Here is a 20121-nt window from a genome sequence, read left to right on the forward strand (position 1 = left end):
CTTTGTATTTTAATCTTATCAAGTACGTACACAGGAAATTAATTATATATACCGGAATGATTTTGCCCGAATAAAAAAAGAAAATGTAAATTGCCCTGAGCCCCAGGGTGCTATACCCGGTGCCTTTTGATTGTAATTATAAATCAATTAGTTATAGCCTATTTGAAACTGTAACCCGTTACACCAAGTTTCCCTGTATGTACCGTTGTATCCATTTATTGTTTCCCATCTGTTTATTTCTTGTTGTTGCAGCGAGAGGTTTTTCGCAAAGCCGAAGTTATAAGAACTATACTACCGATGATGGTTTACCCTCCAGCACAATCTATGCATCGTTTCAGGATAGCAAGGGGTTTATGTGGTTTGGCTCGCCATTGGGTGTAAGCCGGTTTGATGGCTATAGGTTTACACACTTCACGATTCGCAACGGCTTGTCAGATAATGAGGTCTTTAATTTTTTTGAAGACCGAAGCGGCAGGATCTGGTTCCTTACTTCGAGCGGAAAGGTATCGTACTATCACGAAGGTATATTTGCCAGTTCGGCCACCGACACAACGCTAAGGCTATTGGATTCCCGGTCCTATATATCCGGCATGTTTCAGGATGATGAAGGGACGCTCTGGTTTTCTACCTTGCGCGATGGTGTGGTAAGCTATACCCGTCATAAACAAGTTCGCCGTTTTTTTGCCGATAACCCCTTAGGCACTATTAATGGTATTTATCCTACCGGGAGAAAAAAGATGGTGGTGGTGAGTCGCTCAGGCATCATTACCGTACAGATGAGTGAAGATATGGCCAGTGTTCTTCAGGTTGATACTTTAGGAACGCCAACCCATGAAAACCTGAGTCTACCGAGGAGCGCACAACTAGATGCACAGAATATACTTTTTAGCAGTCGCGGGCTCGTATATTCCCGAAATATAGCCAGTGATGATTTCAATGTATTTCTGAATCTCACTTCAAACTCGTTAGCATTCAATAACATTTGCCAGGATGCCGATCACATCTGGATCTGTACAACCAAAGGTATATTTCCATATTCGAAGCGCACTAAGAAATTTTTGAGCCCCTTTTTTCAACAGTATAAAGTTACTTCGGTGATGAAAGATCGCGAGGGCAATAACTGGATCACCACCTTAGACGGTGGCGTTTTCTTTTGTTCGGAGCAGGATATATACAGCTATACTCGGGAAGATGGGTTGCATGCCAATACAGTAACGTGCCTGGCAAAGGACTCCGCAGGAGCTATATGGTGGGGCCACGAAAACGGGGCAGTAGGTATATACCGGAACGGAACAATACATTCGAAAATTATTGCCAATGATGCAACCCGCGATAACTGTCGTGTACGCAAAATATACCGGCAGGGAAACAAGTGTTGGATTGCTACTATACTTGGACTATACCTGCTGGAAGATCATTCGGTTACCAATATGGTCGGTAGTATACGCGACATCATCGAATACCCGAAAGATCATTTATGGATGGGAACGAGCGATCGCATATTCAAAATGAGTCGTACTATGTTTAACCGATATAGAAATGATTTTGAAACATTGCCCGAAAATGGCAAAGTAGGTTACAGTATATATGGTACATTGGTTCGGGAGAAATTGAACGCGCTTTTCCTGGACAGCCAGAAAAATATCTGGATTGCTACCAACAGTCACCTGTATAAAGGAATTGCAGACTCACTTCTTGGCATAGCTCCGGATAAATTTAACGATAAAGTATTGATTAATGATTTTGATGACTTTTCGGATAATACATTATTGCTTGCAACCAATGGAGATGGTGTTTTATTTTTTCACAAAGACACGTATACATTTACTTCTATTGGCGAAGAACATGGCATGACCAGCGGTGTATGCAACGCGGTGGCTACTGATGAAAGTGGTGCTATATGGGTAGCCACAAACAAGGGCCTGAACAAGATTACAGGCTATCCTCACAACATCCACATAGAGCACTATACTATTTTTGATGGCATGCTGAGCAACGAGATAACGGACGTGCTAGTATCGAACGATACAGTTTGGGTTGCTACAAAAGAAGGCGTCAATCTCTTTAATAAAAACCTGCTTCGTAAGAAAGATATAGAACCCCTCATGTATCTGGAGGACATTACTGTACAAGGTAAATCTCCGGTACATTTTACCGGGCAGCAGGCATTAACCTTTGCGCATCAAGAAAATGATATTCGCATCCGGTTTGTGAGTCCGCTATACAACAGTACAGGAGAAGTGCTATACCGCTATAAGCTGCACCGCGAAGCGCCCTGGAAATATACCCGCGATCCATTTGTATACTTCCCCGAGCTGGCGTGGGATGATTACGAATTTATAGTATCGGCACAGGGCAGAGCCGGTATATGGAGTAGAGAAGCTTCGCTATCGTTTACCATTCAAAAGCCATTCTGGAGGAGTAATCTTTTTATAGTTACTGTTATTCTGTTGCTGGCGGCCGCTATAGCGGCCGTGGTGGCATGGTATATTCACCAGCAAAAGACGCGTGCCCTCTGGCAGCAAAAAGCACTTTTGTCGGAGCTGAGAACGCTGCGGGCGCAAATGAATCCGCATTTTATTTTCAATGCGCTTAATTCTATTCACGCCTTGTTTCTCAAGAATGATTCGGATGCTGCACAACAGTATATCGGGCGATTCGGAAAGCTGATGCGTTCTATACTGGATCGCTCGGAAGAAGTAACGATTCCCATCCGGGAAGAACTGGCTTCTGTTACCGATTATCTGGAGATAGAGAAGCTGCGCATGAATCATAACTTTCGCTATAGTATAGATATAGATGCCTCCGTGGATATACATACACGCGAAATGCCTTCCATGATTCTGCAACCTTTTATAGAAAATTCTATCTGGCATGGATTTCGACCCTCTGTGAATGATCCGCAACTATATATCCGCCTGACGGTTAACGAAGATGATGCCCTTATCATTACCATGAAAGACAATGGTGTAGGAAGAAAGCGATCGCAGGCGCTAAAGAACAATCATCATTCAAAAGGCATTACATTGATTCGCGACCGTATCGAGATCATAAACTTTGAACGACAGCAGAAGATTGCCTTAACCATAGAAGATATGGAAGATGAACAAGGCAATCACCCGGGCACATTGGTAACATTGAAGATTCCTTATCTATAGATCACGATGAACACGCAGATATCGGCTATTATAATTGATGATGAGCAAAGCTCACGCGAGATACTGAGTAATATGCTGGCAAAGCATTGCCCTGATGTAAATGTAGTGGGAGAGGCCGATGCCGTGGCATCCGGTAAGGCGCTCATTGCAAGATTAAATCCGCAGGTAATTTTTCTGGATATAGAAATGCCTTCAGGGTCAGGGTTTGATCTGTTAAAGGAGATAGGAACACTTTCGGCAGAAGTTATTTTTATCACAGCGCATAACCATTATGCCATTCATGCGATACGTATCTATGCGTTGGATTATCTGCTGAAGCCCATTAACGTGCAGGAGTTGGTCGCGGCTGTTTCCCGCATACGCGATAAGGATATACGCATTACACACAAAATACTGACGTTGCTTCGCGAACAGTTATCCAGCAAAAATCCTCCGGAGCAAATAGCAGTTCCGTCATTAAATGGACTGGAAATAGTAAAAATACAGAATGTTCTTTACTGTGAGGGCGACCGGAACTATACCACGCTATACCTTCGTGACGATAGCAAGATTGTATCGAGCAAAACACTGAAGGAGTATGAACGAATGTTACCGCAGGATATTTTCATCCGTGCGCATCAAAAATACCTCGTTAATATAAAACTTGTGAAACGCTATCTGAAAGGAAGGGGAGGCGTGCTGGTAATGGACAATGGCAAGAATATAGATGTTGCCCACAGTAAAAAGAACGAAGTAGTACAGGCACTAAGTCAGGCAGCTGTCTGACGCATTTATTCATCCAAATGACGCAGATGTTCTTTCAACTGTAGCATCTGGTAATTCATGTTTCTGCGGCAATACCCGCAACTATACTTTTATCCTAAAGCTTTACAGAGTTCGGGCCGGGTATATAAAAAGGTGTTGAGACATATCTTTTTATTTCTGGCACCCGGTGTGGATGCAAAATCCCGCTTACAACGTGTAGGCTATGTGCAGGAATCATTGGCTCAATTTGGATATATATGTTCTCCTAATATTTTTTAATACAACCTCGCAAAAAAGTCCCCCCGGAAGAATTTTTTACTTTGTTATTCAGTGTATGTTCCAGGAATGTTACTGACAAACCTGACTCCTGCCGGAGGTGGGTTCACTGTGGGCTACAGCTCATACAGTTATTTTTAATTATTTATTGAACTACTACTTTAAGTTTAAACGTTATGACGAAATTTTCTTTCAAATCTTTTAGCCTGCTGCTGTTTGCTGTGATGTTCGCAGCAGTATCGTGCGATGATAACATGCTTGATCAAAATGACGCGCAGCAAGTTCCTGATGGCGAATCACTCACATCTTCTTCACGCCTGGTGCCGCCTGGCTGTAACAACCGCGCTATAAAATTTGACGGTGTAGATGATTATATCGACCTGGGCGATATACTGAACAATGTCACGTTCCCCGTTACTGTAGCAGCCTGGGTAAATGTAGATTCCACTGTAACGGATACCAACCCTATACTTACCACACAAGACAACAGCACTATCTACAAAGGTATATGGTTTGCTACTACCAACGCTGATGTATATGCCGAGTATGGCGATGGCCATGGCGGCAACGATCCTCAGTACAGAAGAGGCCGGACTGCCAATGTAGGTAACATCACCAACCGTTGGAAGTATGTAACGGCTGTATTAAAAGGTATATCCGATGTAGATCTCTATGTAGATGGTGTAAATGTAGGCGGTACTCTTTCCGGTACATCTACTTTAACGATGGCTTCCAACGATCCGGCTACTGCCAAGATCGGTAAGAAATTTATCAACGGATTTACCTGGTACTACAAAGGGTTGATGGACGATGTTTCTGTTTGGGGCAAAGCCTTAACCGTAACAGAGATCAACCAGTATATGAACCAGACACTCACCGGAAGTGAAACAGGTCTGCTGGCTTACTGGAACTTTGATGAACCATCCGGTTCAGCCGTACTGGATTCATCACCGAATCACTATAGCGGTACAATTTTCGGAAATGCCGAGCGTATAGCTTCCAGTGCTCCGAATCATTGCAACAACGGTGCTATTCAATTTGACGGTGTGAATGACTATATCGATCTGGGCGACATTTTGAATACAACGACTTTCCCGGTTACTGTTTCTGCCTGGGTAAATGTTGATCCTGCTGTAACCTCGACCAATCCTATATTTACCAGCCAGGACAACAGCACGATCTATAAAGGTTTCTGGTTTGCAACAACCAATACCAATGTATATGCCGAGTATGGCGATGGCCGTGGTGGCAACAACCCTGCATACAGAAAAGGAAGATCGGCTAACGTAGGGAATATTACCAATAACTGGAAGTATGTAACGGCAGTATTGAAAGGCGTGTCAGATGTTGAGATCTATGTAAATGGTGTAAACGCTGGTGGTTCAGTTACCGGTACATCGGGCTTTACCATGAGTTCCAACGATCCGGCTACTGCCAAGATCGGTAAAAAGCTCATCAACGGGTTTACCTGGTACTTCAAAGGTACTATGGATGATGTGTCTGTATGGAACAAGGCACTTACAGCAACAGAGATCAGCCAGTATATGAATCAATTGCTGGTGGGTAACGAAACCGGATTGATCGGCTACTGGAACTTCGATGAAGCTTCCGGTACTACAGTGTTCGATCAGACTACAAGTAACTTTGACGGTACGATCTTCGGCAGTGCAACACGTCTGACATCTACTGCACCGAATCATTAATTGTTTTTTGGGTTTATATATAGCGGTGAGGGGCGGAAGAAATTCCGTCCCTTTTATTTATATAGGACAGGTAAAGTATATAGGTATATACTAAAACAGCCGGCAGTTCTGCCGGCTGTTTTATTGTAAAATGTATAAATGCTATGCTTTTGCCATGCTCGCTTCGAGGTCACGTATCTCGCGGGCTACGTGGCGGTAAAATTTCCGTTCCGGACCTTTCAGGTGTTCGAGCTCTTCGCTCATTTCCTGTAACTTACTTTTCAGTTCTTCAAGCTTGCCTGTCTCTTTCAGAAACTTACAGTACTCGATCCGTTGCCGGTAGTTGGTATAGGACGAATCCATTTCCATAAAAACTTTCTCGGCTTGTTCTGTTTTTCCGGTATAGTGTAATGCCCATGCATACGCAGCACGCTCTTCTGCTTTTTTGAAACGCGTCTCCGATTCCAGTTGCTCTCCATATGTTACTACCGTTTCATAATCTTTCTGGAGGAATGCTGTAAATAATATCTTGATGCGAATAACCGGATCGTCAGCCATAAACCCGGTGAGGCAATCTTTGTAGAGAGATATCGCATCGTCATAGCGGCCATAGCTTGCATAAGCATCGGCCAGGTTTACCTTGTTAGTAACATTGTCGCTGAAACGCAATGCTTTTTCCAGTTGTTCAATTTTGTAGTTACTGTTAACAACTCCTTTTACACCTTCGGCAAGCGTTTCTATACTTTTACGATTATAGAAGTTGTGATACAGGTAGATAGCACAACCAAAGCCGGGAAAAAATATTATCAACCAATACCAGCGTTGTTCTGCGCGATTACTATAGGCATGATACAGACAGAATGCCTGCAGCGCCAGGAGTGGAGTGTAAAAGCCAATCATAAAGTATAACTATTAGGTCAGGAAACGGGCCGCAAGGTAATGCTTTTGCCAGCGACAGACAAGCCGGATTGAACGTGCAATTCGTCTCTCAACAAACAAGTCAAATGAGATTTCAATTGAATTATATTTATAAGTGTAAAAAATACAAATATATTTGATGTGTGGATTGCTTTGTTCATAGCATTCTCTGACTTTGAAGTTTTTAACGGGATAACACAGGTATAAATAATCAGTTACATACATGACAGGTTCTTATAGACGAGTATTGTTGCTGGCCGGGTATATTTGCATCGCGATAGTAACATCCGCACAAGTACAAAAGCAACAGCCGATAAGCGCGGGTAAGAAGATCAGTGCTGATTTATTCGGATTATTCTTTGAAGATATAAACTATGCTGCCGATGGCGGGCTCTATGCGGAGCTGGTACAAAACCGTTCATTCGAATATAGTCCGACCGACCGGAGAGAGTGGAATCCGTTTTCGTATTGGGAGTATATTACGCCCGGCTTTTCATACGGCTCCGTTCAGGTAGAAACTACATCACCGGTACATCCGAATAATCCGCATTATATAGTATTGAATATCGAGCATGCCGGTGATGCCGGTGTAGGCATCCGGAATCCTGGCTTTGACGGTATGGTAGTAAAGGCCGGAGATGTATATACCTTGTCGTTATTCGCACGCTCATTAACCGATATACCGGTTTCATTAGCGGTAAGTCTTCAAACGCCTAAGGGAAAAATACTGGCTGAGCAAAAATTTTCAACACCATCCAAAGAATGGAAGAAATATACCGCCAGTCTTGTTCCCTCCATCTATAGCGACAGTGCCTCGCTGGTTATACTGGCTACTACAAAAGGTAAATTGGCAATTGATGTAGTGTCGTTGTTTCCTGAAAAAACATTTATGAACCGACAGAACGGCTTGCGGCCTGACATGGCTCAGGCACTGGCTGATATGAAACCGAAGTTCATTCGCTTTCCCGGAGGTTGCCTGGTGCATGGTGATGGGTTAGGAAATATGTACCGGTGGAAAAACTCGATCGGCCCTGTTGAGCAACGTATCGAACAAAAAAATATATGGGGCTATCATCAAACAGCAGGGCTCGGCTATTTCGAATATTTTCAGTTTTGTGAAGATATAGGGGCCAAGCCATTGCCTGTACTGCCGGCTGCTGTCAGTTGTCAGAACTCCGGTGGCACGTGGCGTATAGGCGGCACAGGACAAAAAGCAATTCCAATGGAGGAGATGTCTGACTATATACAGGAAGTGCTAGACCTTATTGAATGGGCAAATGGACCGGTTACTTCTACCTGGGGTGCCATACGTGCTGCTGCCGGACATCCGGCTCCTTTTAATCTTGAATATATAGGCATTGGAAATGAAGACAAGATCACCCCTGAATTTGAGCAGCGCTTTAAAATGATATACGATGCCGTTCGGGAAAAGTATCCTGCTGTTACAGTTATAGGAACGGTTGGTCCGTTTCCCGAGGGCGATGATTTTTCCAGGGGCTGGGTATATGCCCGCCATCTTGCAGTGCCTGTAGTGGATGAACATTACTATAAGAACCCCGAATGGTTTATGTCCAATCTCGATCGCTATGATACGTACAACCGAAATCAACCTCAGGTATATTTAGGGGAATATGCATCGTGGGATAATAAACTGAAGAATGCTATAGCAGAGGCGGCCTATATGACCTCACTTGAACGCAACGGAGATGTTGTGCGCATGGCATCGTATGCTCCGTTGTTTGCTAAAAAGAATCACACGCAATGGAAACCCGATATGATCTTTTTTGATAACAGCACACTTTACTTCACTCCGAATTATTATGTTCAAAAAATGTTTTCGATCAACCAGGGCAATGTATACTTTGATGGAGTGGTCTCAAAAAATCAGAACGATACTACGCTGGCAACATCCTGTGTTCAGGACAGTAAAACCGGTGATGTAATACTGAAGCTGGTTAATACAAACCGGGAATCCAAAGTGATGAAGATCAGCCTGGCAAATTTTAAAGGTATATCTCCAACAGCCGGGTTGACAATACTCAGCGGAGATGCAGACGCGGAAAATTCATTTGAACATCCGCAAAATATAGTTCCGGTTCAGACATCCATAAAAGTGAGCAGGAATTTCGAACATACGGCACCTCCCATGTCGCTAAGCATTATCCGTATTAAAACAAAACGATAGCCTTTTAGCAATAGCATTATTATGAAATATATATACAGCCGGAAGTCAGTTTTTTTGATTCTCATCGTGTGGGCAATAGTGGTGAACTATATGCCATTGCTTGCACAGGTAAAACAGGCAAATAACCCGATCATCTTTGCCGATGTTCCCGATATGTCCATGATCCGGGTGGGCAATATATACTATATGAGCAGCACCACCATGCACATGAGTCCGGGGTTGCCGATTATGAAGTCCACCGACCTGGTGAATTGGCGCCTGGTAAATTATGCTTACGATACACTGGCGAATGTAGATGCGCTCAATCTCGCCCATGGAAAGAGTACCTATGGCAGGGGTTCATGGGCGAGCAGCCTGCGCTATCATAACGGTATATACTATGTTACCACCTTTGCCCAAACAACGGGTAAGACCTATATCTATACCACGGCCAATATAGAAAAAGGCCCGTGGAAGATTACAGCATTTGAACCTGCTTATCATGATCATTCCTTATTCTTTGATGACGATGGCCGGGTATATATGATCTATGGCGGAGGTAAACTCAAACTTATTGAACTGAATGCAGATGCTTCGGGTATAAAGCCTGGTACTGCGGAGCAAGTAATAATAGAAAATGCCAGCGCACCAGCTGGTATACCTATCGGACTTCCGGCAGAAGGCTCTCAGCTTTTTAAAGTAAACGGAAAGTACTACCTGTTTAATATTGCCTGGCCGAAAGGAGGCATGCGCACCGTGATAGTTCATCGGGCCGATAAAATTACCGGGCCGTACGAAGGACGTGTTGTCTTGCAGGATAGAGGTATAGCGCAGGGTGGACTCATTGATACTCCCAATGGTAAATGGTATAGCTACCAGTTCCGTGATTATGGTTCAGTAGGAAGAATACCATATCTCGTTCCGGTAACATGGCAGGATGGTTGGCCTGTATTAGGCGTTAATGGTAAAGTGCCCGATATACTGGATCTTGCTGCGAACAAAAGTTTGATACCCGGTATTGTAGCCTCTGATGAATTTGATCGTAAGAAAGGAGAGGCTGCTTTACCATTGGTGTGGCAATGGAATCACAATCCGGATAACAAACACTGGTCTGTTACTGATAGAAAAGGATTTCTTCGTATTACCACGGCCCGTATGGATACATCATTTTTGTTAGCCAGGAATACACTGACACAGCGCACCATCGGACCGCAAAGTTCTGCTGTAATATCCCTGGATATATCGAAGATGAAAGCCGGTGACTTTGCCGGTCTCGCATTATTACAAAAGCGATATGGATTGGTAGGTGTTCAATATAGCGGAGATAGTAAATTTATTGTAATGATTAATGCCGAGACTGAACAGCCTGTGGAAGCACAACGCATTCCGCTCTCGCAAAATATAGTATACCTGAAAGCCGCCTGCGACTTCCGCGAGATGAAAGATACGGCTCATTTCCTCTATAGTCTCGATGGCAAATCCTGGACAGCGATAGGTACGACTCTTCACATGGCCTATACCTTGCCACATTTTATGGGCTATCGTTTCGGTTTATTTAATTATGCATCCAAAGAAGCAGGAGGCTATGTCGATTTTGATTTCTTCCGGATCAGCAATGAATAATTGCAGAACGTAAAACAATAGTATACTCTAACTAAAAAGCTTGCAAATGTTATCTGCAAGCTTTTTTAGTTTATACCTATATATAGCGTTTACAGGCGGAGTTGTGATTCGGCCAGTATAGTTCCCTGTACGCGTGCCTTGATCTTGGCAAATGCAAGATCGCGTGCAGTAGATATATCGTCAGCAAAAGGAGAGAAGCCACAATCGTCTGTTGTGCCCAGTTGTGATGGAGGAAGTATATCGGCGGCTTCCAGGATGAGGTCGCGTATTTCCTGTGGCGTCTCAATGCGCTTGTCGAGTACATTGGTAACACCAAGAAACACTCGTTGATTAGGTTGCACGGATTCCTTGATCGATCGAAGTGTATCTTTCTTGTTTTTCTCAGCGGCGTATTCCAGGTAAAAGTTACCGGCATGCAATTGAAACAAGTAAGGCAGCAACTCCGGGTAGCCTACGTCTGCGCTATGGGTAGAATCGTTATCACCTCCCGGACACGTGTGTACACCAATGCGGTTTTGTTCTTCTTTTGTAAAACGATCAAGCACCTGGTTGTTGAGATCGATAAACATTTTGAGCAGCGACTTGGATGGATCGAGTTTTATGGCCAGTCGCGCTTCCGTAAAATCGATCTGTACAGTATAGGCACCGTTGTTAAAGCACTGACGAATATCTTTCTCGGCTTCGTTCAGCAAGTCGGCAATGAATTGTGTCTGCGTATATCCATCAATGCCTTCCTGCGGATAGAGCAGGCTAAGTGCTGATACGGAGATAACAGCTTGCTTTACCGGAAGCGATGTTAATTGTTTGGCGCGTTTAAGATAGTTGCCGGCAAAGTTTTCATACTTGAATTTTCGCCCGGTAAATTTAGGTAGTTGTCGTGTATGTCCATCGGCAAAAGGAATCACTACACCATCAGGAGCGAGCTCGCGTGATCCGTGTATAGGATAGGTAGCAAAGCTCGGTTTACCTTGTTCACCATCGGTAATAACAGGCGAGCCGGTCTGTTCGAAAAGACTGATCGTTTCCTTCAGCGCTTTCTCAAGCGCCTGATTAAATTCTGCTTCCGGAATTTTAGCTTGTGCAAAAGCACTCATGGCTTCCAGCAGGTAGCCAGGCCGTGGAATGCTTCCAATAGGTTCAGTGGGAATTTTCATATTTGTTAACGGGTTGATTGAAATATATAGTTAATGATAGGGATTGTAGTTGGCGTAGCCTTCTTCGGCTCTTGCCTTCGCGCGGTTTACATAGAACATGCGATCGGCTGGCGCCCACGTAGCGAGGCCATCTACGTACCGGTTAAACATGCAGAACGCTGCTGCTATAAGAACAGTGTCGTGTATCTCTATATCTGTGGCATCAGCGTTTCGTGCCCGCTCGATCTGATCGGCAGTTACCTGTTTGCCACCTTTCTGAACGCTTGCAGCTATAGCCAGTAGCGCTTTGAGTTTATCAGATATAGGAGCAGCCTCAGGATTACTTTTTATTTTATCGAGCTGATCTATATCCCACCCGAGATAATGTTGTGTTAAGCCTCCGTGTGCATTCTGACAGAAGAAGCAATCGTTGAGATAGGAGACGTACGTTGCTATAAGCTCGCGATCGCCTCGTGATAAAGAGTTATCGCTTCGCAGTAAAACTTCCGCAAGCTCATTAAGCGGCTTGGATGTTTCCGGTCTGAATGCCATCGGGCCTCTTATACCGGGAAGTCCTTCGGGTAATTGTATATGTGCCATTATTGTTTTTGATGATTAGAGAAAAACATAGTGATAAATCCGAACAGAAAAATTCCTGCGAACGCCAGCAGCGTGTTACCATAGCCATGAAAGAATGTTACCAGCACCCCTACAAAGAAGATGGCTATAGCCGTAACAATTCTTCCGATGTTAAAGCAGATACCGGTGAAGGTGCCGCGTATCGATACCGGAAACAGTTGAGGTATATATATAGATAGTAATCCCTGACTTATACCGAAGAATACAGAAAGCAACGCAAGCTCTGCATATATAACAGGCGAGAAGGCATGATTAAGCCCAAAGAGTAATCCTGACATAACAATGCATCCGCTGAAGCATAGCATCATGGCTTTTCGTACACCGAGTGTATTGGAGACCCAGCCGGAGATGAAGCCACCCGTGAGGCCACCACCACCGAGTAACATCATCGCTATACCACGTTCAGCTTGTCCGTCTGATCCGGTTAACAGACTTTGTACCCATGTAGGGATCCATGAGAACATTCCCCATAATCCGATGAGCATCGATCCGAAAATGATCGAGCCCCGAAGGAGATTTTTTTTATCATCTGCCGATGCTTTCGCAGATGTTATCTGTGCAGTGGTGTTCTTCCAATGTTCTGATTCTTTCAGGATCAGGAGTGCAACAATGCCGAGTGCTACAGGTAAAACACCAATCATAAACGCATCGCGCCAGTCTTTGAGCAGCACCGTAACGACACCGGAAGAAAATATACCTACCGGGAAACCAATTGAATCTATACCGATCATTACTGCGCGTGATCGCTCCGGCCATATTTCAAACAGCAGTGTAGGAGTAATAACCAGTATACCACCCACAGCAACACCCGAGAGTAGTCGAACAAGAACAACCAATTCCCACGAAGAGGCAAAGCCAATCAGCACGGTAAAAATTCCATACAAGGCAACGGAAATTGAAAGCGCTTTGGCGCGGCCTATCTTATCGCTCACCCAGCCCCATACAAAACCACCGGCTGCCCAGCCTGCTATATAGAGCGATTGTATATAGGCGCTCACGGTGTTTACATCGCCTGCACTGGTCTGGCCGGTGAGATCTTTTACCACGAGTGGCAGATATACTGCCATTAACGTGGAGATAAGACCCGCACAGGTGTTACATAAAAAACAAATGGCAAACGAAATCCAGAGAATGGCACCTGCCTTGCCGGTTTGCGTTTTCTCGGTAGCAATTATTTCACTGATCATCGTAATAGTTCGTCAAAAGTTACACTGATATAGTATATAGCTCCGATCGCGGGCGATCCGTATGCCTGGTATACCTGCTTGTTAAACAGGTTGCTTGCTCCCAGTTTTATCATCGACTTCATCGGTAATATTTTATAGTTTACCTGTGCATCTACAATAGAGAATGCCTGTATGCGACCGGGACGCATCTGGTTAAAGGTTCCGTACCAGTCGTAAGCGTCCTGCCATCGCCACGCAATATTAAAGCCGATGTTGTCGGTAATTTTACTGTTGCCAAACGTTACAGCTGTTTTATACTTGGGTGTATTAAAGCCGGGCACGTTGTTCGGGTTGGCATCACGAATATCAAAGGTCGCGAGAGTTCCGTTTGCACTGATCGTATAGCTGCGCGGAAGCATATAGGTAATGCCTGCGGTTGCACCTTGTGCGGTAACAACATCGCTTGCGTTGGTATATAATTGATACAGGTGACTGTCGCCATTGAGAAGATCCATAGCGGCCTGCGGATTTATTTTTCCATCAGCCCCCAGCACCGGACTCTGCGGTTCCATCACCACCTGGTTCAGCAGGAAGTCGGTATATCTTGAGTAATAGTAATTGACATCCACCACCAGGTTATTGGAGAGTAAGCCTTTATAGCCTACTTCAAATACTTTAACACGCTCTGGTTTAATATAGGCTACATTTGATTTTACGAGAAGATCTTTTACCTGCATGATCGCATCCTGCGGCGAAGCGCCTTGCTGTACGGCTTGCTGAAATGCACCAAAGAACGGACCGAGTGATGCACTGGTGAATGAGTTTTGATATACCGTCATTCCTTTACTGTTATCCGGTACACCACCCAGTATTGTTATAGGACCTGCATTCAGTTTTATATACTGATCGCCCGGTGTAGGATTGCGGAAACCAGTTTGGAAAGAAGTACGGAAATGATGATTCTCCGCTACGGTATATACTGCTGTAGCTCTTGGAGTAAATCGGCCGGTGAAATTCTGATTCTTGTCGTAGCGGATGGAACCTGCGAGTTTCAGTTTATCATGCAGCAGTCTTTTACCAACCTGTACAAAGGCTCCGCCTTCATTGATGATAATGCTGGAGCCCTTATCATCGAAGAGTGTTCCGTTTGTAAACATATCATACTTTCTGAAATTTCCTCCCACCAACACATCGAGTACTTTGATCTTGCTGGAGAAATCGTATTGTCCTTCTGCATGATATAGCTTGCTTTTACTTAATATACCAGCTCCGCTCAGACCCTGTGTTTTGATGAGTCGATCTTTCTGTTCATTGAACTCTGCACTGCCCGGTAGAAATCTGCCCTGGTCAGCAAACGCTCTTGCAGCAGGATGACTGCCGGCTGTTACATTGGCTATATTTCCAAGAAACGCTTCGGTATAGCGGGTATACCACATATCGTCTGCCTCGCTTTCCGAAACAATGTTTCCGTTCAAATCGCGAACCCACGTTTTGTTTATGAGTTGCCCGAGACCTTTGGCGTTATAGGAGTCGTGCGAGTTTTCCGCTGTTGAATAAGCCCGGATGAAATAATTCGATCCCTTTAATTCAATCTTGTTCTGTTGTAACGTAAAGTTGTTAATGGAGAAGCGATTGCTTCCGGTATAGTTCGCAGTGCCCTGGCCAAAATTATACTGATAGCTCAATACCATGTTGTTGGTAATGCGATAGTGCAGCGCTCCGCTTAGTTTAAGACTATATACATGGTAGTCGGTGAGATCGCGTTCTTCATAACCGGTTCTTGAAACACGGCCTACACCCTGAATGGTGCGGGCATCATCATCGCCGTATATATTTAATGCATTTCGGGCGGGATTGTTGTCACCGCGTTGGTCAGCCGGAGTGCCCGGATCGACATCGGTATAATTGGTGGCGAAGAAATCTAGTCCTTTGAAATACGATGCATTTACTTTGAACGCAAACCGGTTGTTGAATGCTTTCGCATAGCGAATGGAATAATCATAGAGTAAATGCGGATCGGTATATTTATCATTGATGTGATTGAGGCCAAGCTTTGCCTGTGCACTTAAGCCCTGGTAACGGAACGGATCTTTTGTTCGCATCATCAGCACACCGTTAAAGGCTACGGGACCATACAGCGCGGATGCAGCACCGGGTATCAGCTCGGCACTTTCCATATCCAGGTCAGAAGAGCCGAACAAATTTCCTACAGCGAAACCTAATCCCGGTGTTTGATTATCGACACCATCCACCAGTTGAAGAAATCTTGAATTGCCTGTGTTGTTAAAACCGCGCGTGTTAATTTGTTTGAAGGTGAGTCCGCTTGTAACTAATTCTACACCTTTCAGATTTTCCAATGCATCATAAAATGAGAGCGAGGGTGTTTGCTCAATATCGCGCGCACTCATCTTTTCTATACTTACCGGTGACTGTAAGATATTTTCTTCTACGCGTGATGCTGAGATAACTACTTCGTTCATAACCTCGCTGGACTCTGTGAGCTGTACTGTAAGACTTGTTGAGGCATCGGTAACTTCGCGTTCCTGCCGCTGAAATCCTACCATAGTAATGATCAGTGTGAGTGGGGGAGTGAGTGTTGTGTTGATTTCAAAATTGCCTTTTGAATCAGTCACTGTTCCTGTGACTTTACCTTTAATTAAAATGTTTGCACCAGCAATAGCACTTCCTTTTTCATCGGATATAGTGCCGGTAATTTTTGTACCCTGTGTAAATGCCGTGGTTACACAGAATAAGTAGAGCATCAATAGTAGAATTTTTTTCATAGGGGGTTAGGGTTTGGGGGCTTACTGTTCAGTAAATCAATTCATGGTTGCAGTATTCTATTGGTATAGCGGATACTTGTTATAGTATGATAAAAAATGCGACAGGAATTTCATTCTCCGATTTACAGGAGAACGTTCATGGTCAGAAGCTGCAGTGAACCGCGTGCCGATATATATACCTGGATGAAGAGGTATACTAATTATGGAACATCAAGGAAAATACAACTACGATCGGGCCGGTTGCAGTATCTGTTTCAGGCTCTTTCAGGAGGATGGATAATGGAGGCGGAGAATGTAGGGATCAGCATTCCATAATCGGATGAGTGCTGAAGATTATATACCCAGCCGGAGGAAGCTGTATATAAAGAAAAGACTTGCGACAAATAATCTTTTAAAAAGTTAACCGTAATTTTTGAGGTCGACTTGCTGTCGCTCTGGAGATCGCCAAATGTTTTTACATAGTCTTTTAGAGCGTGGTTTATTTTTTTATGCGTATAGTCTTTTACGCAAATCACTGTAAGTGTGTCGTTGGAGTAGCGTTGTTTAACAAGGCGATAGAACTCACCTTCATGTTCAAATTCTCCCTGCGCGCGTTCAAAGTCCGTCTGGTCGAACAGGTAGGGAATAGACACCGGTATATGGATGGTAACTAACTGCAGTCCACTATAATTATCGGAATCGAACACCCTGTTCATGGCTACATCATTCTGATGATAGAGACCCAGGAAAACGCCATAGTATCCAATAGCATTCAGAAATAGTAATACAATAAAGACTATGGAAAAGAATCTTTTCAAGGTTTGGGTTCGAATGGTTAGTTTAAACTAAAACAAATTTCAGATAATTCAAAATCAGCAGTTCGGTAATGGCGCTGCGGTTCTTTTATTGCAAAAACAGGATTCTGAAGCACAAAAAAATAATATAGCTATAGTATCGTAAAGTTTAGCCGATTTCCTACTTTAGATTGAAAGAGCCCATCTTTCTTCTGCCACTCATTCTATATTAGGTGAGTTGCGGAAAAGATGGGCTTTTCACGTTATAGCAAGTATAGTGTTATTGGCAATTGTTTACCGTATAGTATAAATCATTCATTAAAAACTAACCCCTACCATATGTCTTTCTTTGTTGATTTTCATTGTCATCCTTCCATGAAGCCTTATGGAAAAAGTTTTGATAGTAATTCAGTTGGTCACAATAGTGATGACCCGGACGATCTGAACAGCATCTGGCACTACGACTCGCCTAATCTTTTTGAGCGTGGCATTCAGTCTCTCACTGGTATATCGAAGTTTACACAAGCCGATTTTACCACGTTATCCTTTGGCGATGTGCGGTTGGTTTGTGCATCGTTGTACCCGATTGAGCGTGGCTTTTTCAGAAACAAACTCGGAGATAAAATACTCAGCGACCTGGTGAACGATTTTATTACCGGAGTTGGTAAAGCCCGGGTAGATTCCATACAGAACGTTACAAATTATTTTGCCGACCTCGAACGCGAATATCAATTCTATAGCGCGTTGAACAATCGGTCCATCGAAACAATGTCGGGGACGTTCAAATATAGGATGGTTAGCAGTTATGCCGAGATAGAGCGTACGCTTGCTGAAGACCCGATGAAAGACAATATCATTTTTGTGGTGATGACTATTGAAGGCTTGCATGTGTTAAATGAAAACGAAGATGGTGCACCGGATGATGATACGTTTCTCGATAATGTGAGAAAGCTGAAGCGATGGGATTGCGCTCCATTCTTTGTTACGTTCTCGCATCATTTCTACAATCATCTATGCGGGCATGCACGCAGCCTGACCGGCATTGTAGGAAAAGCCACCGACCAAAGTGAGGGTATGAATACAGGATTTACTCCGCTGGGCAGAAGGGTGCTGGACGAGGTATTAAGTGAAACGAATGGACGAAGAATATATATCGATATAAAACACATGAGTGCTTTGGGAAGGAAAGAGTACTTCGATATACTTCAAACATCGTATCCGGGACAGGAGATACCGGTTATTGTGAGTCACGGTGCAGCCAATGGTTTACGTTCGATGGATGAGCATGTAGTCGATGGCGAGGCAACAGCCTACAAGCTGCTGCAGGAGGATATCAACTTCTATGATAATGAGATTTTAGCTGTTGCCAGAAGCGGTGGTATTTTCGGATTGCAACTGGATGAACGCAGAATAGCCAGCGCACAAACGCTGAAGTCTGTAAAGCACTCTGTGTTCATGAACAAGATACGGCACTACAGGGCCGAGCTTCTATGGAACCAGTTTCAGCATATAGCGGAATTGCTCGATCGAAACAATCTTCCTGCATGGGATTGTATGACAATCGGCAGTGATTTCGAAGGCATCATTAACCCGATAAACGGATACCTCACCGCAGAGACCATGACTCACCTCGAAGCGTACGTGGAACGCTATGTTTTTAACTATATGAACGACCGCGGCAAGCAACTGAAAAGCTTCAACCAGATCAGCGCAGCAGAAATTGTTACGCGGATCTTTCATAGCAATGGCATGAACTTCCTCCGGAAATTCTATTAAAATGAACAAACCACCCTGAAGGGAGGATGGCTTGTTGTATAGTATAGTTCAGCTTTTACTTGCACAATAATCAGCCGTGTGCTTACAAATTTTCTTTACTTGTGTTCTCACCCTGCTGCCTTGATTCTTGCTGGAAGAAATAATTTGCATTGTGTCGATGATTGGATAAGTGAGACTTCATATATAGTATAGTGCGTAAAATTATAGTATAGATAGAATGATCCAGAGTAGATCGACTATAGACAGATCAGACGGTCATAACTATACACAAATTCCTGTTGAACGAATTTTGTCATGATAATAAACTATATAGCGGTATAAGCCTAAGTTTATTAGAGAGTCATAGTCACGGGTTGGCCAAGATGCGCCATGAGAGGTACCTGCAAAAAGCTTTGGTTATGCTATTTTGGATAACATTCTCGGTAGATGAGTATATATACTTATAAGGTATACTATTTCAAACTCTTTCTGGTATATATGGGATAAATCGATGGTCATTTGAAAACCTTCGGGTACTCAAACTTCAAAGTTCCCTACGAGAACTAATTTCCAAGAGGCAAGATCAAAGTGAATTAGTCTGGGCATGAGAGATGAGAGCATATCAATGGTAAAGGAGATACCTTGGAAGGTGTTAAGTGGCGCCTGAGTAAGGAGAGAATCTAGTCGATTTTCGATGCCAGTCCTGAGTAGTTTTTTGTGACACAGATAAGCATGATAAGCGGGATTTTTTTAAGGCAAAAATCTACCCTTAGAGGCACCGGGTTTAGTCCGAAACCTCCAACTTTTGATCAATTCTTCAGGTGTTTAAACGCTTTTTTAGAGAAATTTTCCTCCTGAATATCGATAAACTTACTTGTAGAGCTTTTTCAGCGAAAAAATCTTCGATGAACCGACGTTGAGCCATATAAACGAATTTGCAATCGGAATCTCATGATTGCCTGATGATCATATTAGAGACTCAGGCCTCTTTTTGAACACTTCATTTGGTTTTGGTATCTGTACCCTCCTTTGCGTTACTTATTCCAAGTATAAATCAGCAATTTATTACACCCAAGTTGCGGCCCAAGATTTTGCTCTTTGGGGTTGTAACACTTGTTTCGTTTACCTTCACGCCTTAGTAGTAACCAATTTTAAGGCATATAGCGCTGTTTTTAAAGACTTATAAGGGGTAACAAATACTTGATCTATGGCTGGAAGTCGCACCATTTTTAGGAATCTTCTTTTACTTATTTTTTTAGCTGTTGTTACAAACAGTTTTGCGCAGGTAAATACATCAACAGGGACTC

12 protein-coding genes are annotated in these 20121 nt (G+C 43.6%); 6 read left to right on the plus strand and 6 right to left on the minus strand.

The features are described from left to right. The first annotated feature begins 197 nt into the window (after positions 1 to 197). The 3 genes from VIN08_RS25420 to VIN08_RS25430 all read left to right on the plus strand — a co-directional run bounded on the left by VIN08_RS25420 (position 198) and on the right by VIN08_RS25430 (position 5881). Entirely contained in the window at positions 198 to 3158 is a 2961-nt protein-coding gene (locus VIN08_RS25420; protein WP_331971646.1) for a sensor histidine kinase, read from the plus strand. 6 nt (positions 3159 to 3164) lie between these two features. Then, a complete protein-coding gene (locus VIN08_RS25425) occupies positions 3165 to 3923 on the plus strand; it encodes a LytTR family DNA-binding domain-containing protein (RefSeq protein WP_331971648.1) in 759 nt (252 codons plus the stop codon). A gap of 431 nt (positions 3924 to 4354) precedes the next feature. Further along, positions 4355 to 5881, plus strand: a complete 1527-nt coding sequence (locus tag VIN08_RS25430) for a LamG domain-containing protein (protein ID WP_331971650.1) — start codon at positions 4355 to 4357, stop codon at positions 5879 to 5881. Positions 5882 to 6022: 141 nt separating this feature from the next. Here VIN08_RS25430 and VIN08_RS25435 read toward each other — a convergent pair whose 3' ends face one another. Next, the gene (locus VIN08_RS25435; protein ID WP_331971652.1) at positions 6023 to 6760 is read right to left on the minus strand and encodes a hypothetical protein; all 738 of its coding nucleotides are present in this window, start codon (positions 6758 to 6760) and stop codon (positions 6023 to 6025) included. Between the two features lie 241 nt (positions 6761 to 7001). Here VIN08_RS25435 and VIN08_RS25440 point away from each other — a divergent pair, with 241 nt between their 5' ends. Then, positions 7002 to 8963, plus strand: a complete 1962-nt coding sequence (locus VIN08_RS25440) for an alpha-L-arabinofuranosidase C-terminal domain-containing protein (RefSeq protein WP_331971655.1) — start codon at positions 7002 to 7004, stop codon at positions 8961 to 8963. A gap of 90 nt (positions 8964 to 9053) precedes the next feature. Continuing rightward, a complete protein-coding gene (locus tag VIN08_RS25445; protein ID WP_414693314.1) occupies positions 9054 to 10565 on the plus strand; it encodes a glycoside hydrolase 43 family protein in 1512 nt (503 codons plus the stop codon). Between the two features lie 89 nt (positions 10566 to 10654). Here VIN08_RS25445 and VIN08_RS25450 read toward each other — a convergent pair whose 3' ends face one another. From VIN08_RS25450 to VIN08_RS25470, 5 genes are all read right to left on the minus strand, one after another. Next, the gene (locus VIN08_RS25450; RefSeq protein ID WP_331971661.1) at positions 10655 to 11719 is read right to left on the minus strand and encodes a cobalamin-independent methionine synthase II family protein; all 1065 of its coding nucleotides are present in this window, start codon (positions 11717 to 11719) and stop codon (positions 10655 to 10657) included. A 30-nt stretch (positions 11720 to 11749) separates the two neighbouring features. Continuing rightward, positions 11750 to 12298, minus strand: coding sequence for a peroxidase-related enzyme (locus tag VIN08_RS25455; RefSeq protein ID WP_331971663.1), 549 nt, complete (start codon positions 12296 to 12298; stop codon positions 11750 to 11752). Beyond that, on the minus strand, positions 12298 to 13524 hold the full coding sequence (locus tag VIN08_RS25460) for an MFS transporter (protein WP_331971666.1): 1227 nt from the start codon (positions 13522 to 13524) through the stop codon (positions 12298 to 12300). Before VIN08_RS25460 ends, VIN08_RS25455 begins: the two co-directional genes overlap by 1 nt. Further along, positions 13521 to 16286: a TonB-dependent receptor gene (locus tag VIN08_RS25465; RefSeq protein ID WP_331971668.1), complete on the minus strand. Its 2766-nt coding sequence runs from the start codon at positions 16284 to 16286 to the stop codon at positions 13521 to 13523. The genes VIN08_RS25460 and VIN08_RS25465 overlap by 4 nt, the downstream gene beginning before the upstream one ends. A gap of 254 nt (positions 16287 to 16540) precedes the next feature. After that, entirely contained in the window at positions 16541 to 17083 is a 543-nt protein-coding gene (locus VIN08_RS25470; RefSeq protein WP_331971671.1) for a hypothetical protein, read from the minus strand. Positions 17084 to 17398: 315 nt separating this feature from the next. Between VIN08_RS25470 and VIN08_RS25475 the strand changes: the two genes are divergently transcribed. After that, positions 17399 to 18835: a membrane dipeptidase gene (locus VIN08_RS25475; RefSeq protein ID WP_331971674.1), complete on the plus strand. Its 1437-nt coding sequence runs from the start codon at positions 17399 to 17401 to the stop codon at positions 18833 to 18835. The last annotated feature ends 1286 nt before the right edge of the window (positions 18836 to 20121 follow it).

It is taken from the genome of Ohtaekwangia sp. (genome assembly GCF_036568665.1).
GTDB lineage: Bacteria > Bacteroidota > Bacteroidia > Cytophagales > Cyclobacteriaceae > Ohtaekwangia.

Bases quoted from the DNA above. Each gene is read 5' to 3' on its own strand.
- VIN08_RS25475 (WP_331971674.1), top strand. From the start codon at position 17,399: ATGTCTTTCTTTGTTGATTTTCATTGTCATCCTTCCATGAAGCCTTAT.
- VIN08_RS25445 (WP_414693314.1), top strand. From the start codon at position 9,054: ATGCCATTGCTTGCACAGGTAAAACAGGCAAATAACCCGATCATCTTT.
- VIN08_RS25430 (WP_331971650.1), top strand. From the start codon at position 4,355: ATGACGAAATTTTCTTTCAAATCTTTTAGCCTGCTGCTGTTTGCTGTG.
- VIN08_RS25420 (WP_331971646.1), top strand. From the start codon at position 198: ATGTACCGTTGTATCCATTTATTGTTTCCCATCTGTTTATTTCTTGTT.
- VIN08_RS25425 (WP_331971648.1), top strand. From the start codon at position 3,165: ATGAACACGCAGATATCGGCTATTATAATTGATGATGAGCAAAGCTCA.
- VIN08_RS25440 (WP_331971655.1), top strand. From the start codon at position 7,002: ATGACAGGTTCTTATAGACGAGTATTGTTGCTGGCCGGGTATATTTGC.
- VIN08_RS25455 (WP_331971663.1), bottom strand. From the start codon at position 12,298: ATGGCACATATACAATTACCCGAAGGACTTCCCGGTATAAGAGGCCCG.
- VIN08_RS25435 (WP_331971652.1), bottom strand. From the start codon at position 6,760: ATGATTGGCTTTTACACTCCACTCCTGGCGCTGCAGGCATTCTGTCTG.
- VIN08_RS25450 (WP_331971661.1), bottom strand. From the start codon at position 11,719: ATGAAAATTCCCACTGAACCTATTGGAAGCATTCCACGGCCTGGCTAC.
- VIN08_RS25460 (WP_331971666.1), bottom strand. From the start codon at position 13,524: ATGATCAGTGAAATAATTGCTACCGAGAAAACGCAAACCGGCAAGGCA.
- VIN08_RS25465 (WP_331971668.1), bottom strand. From the start codon at position 16,286: ATGAAAAAAATTCTACTATTGATGCTCTACTTATTCTGTGTAACCACG.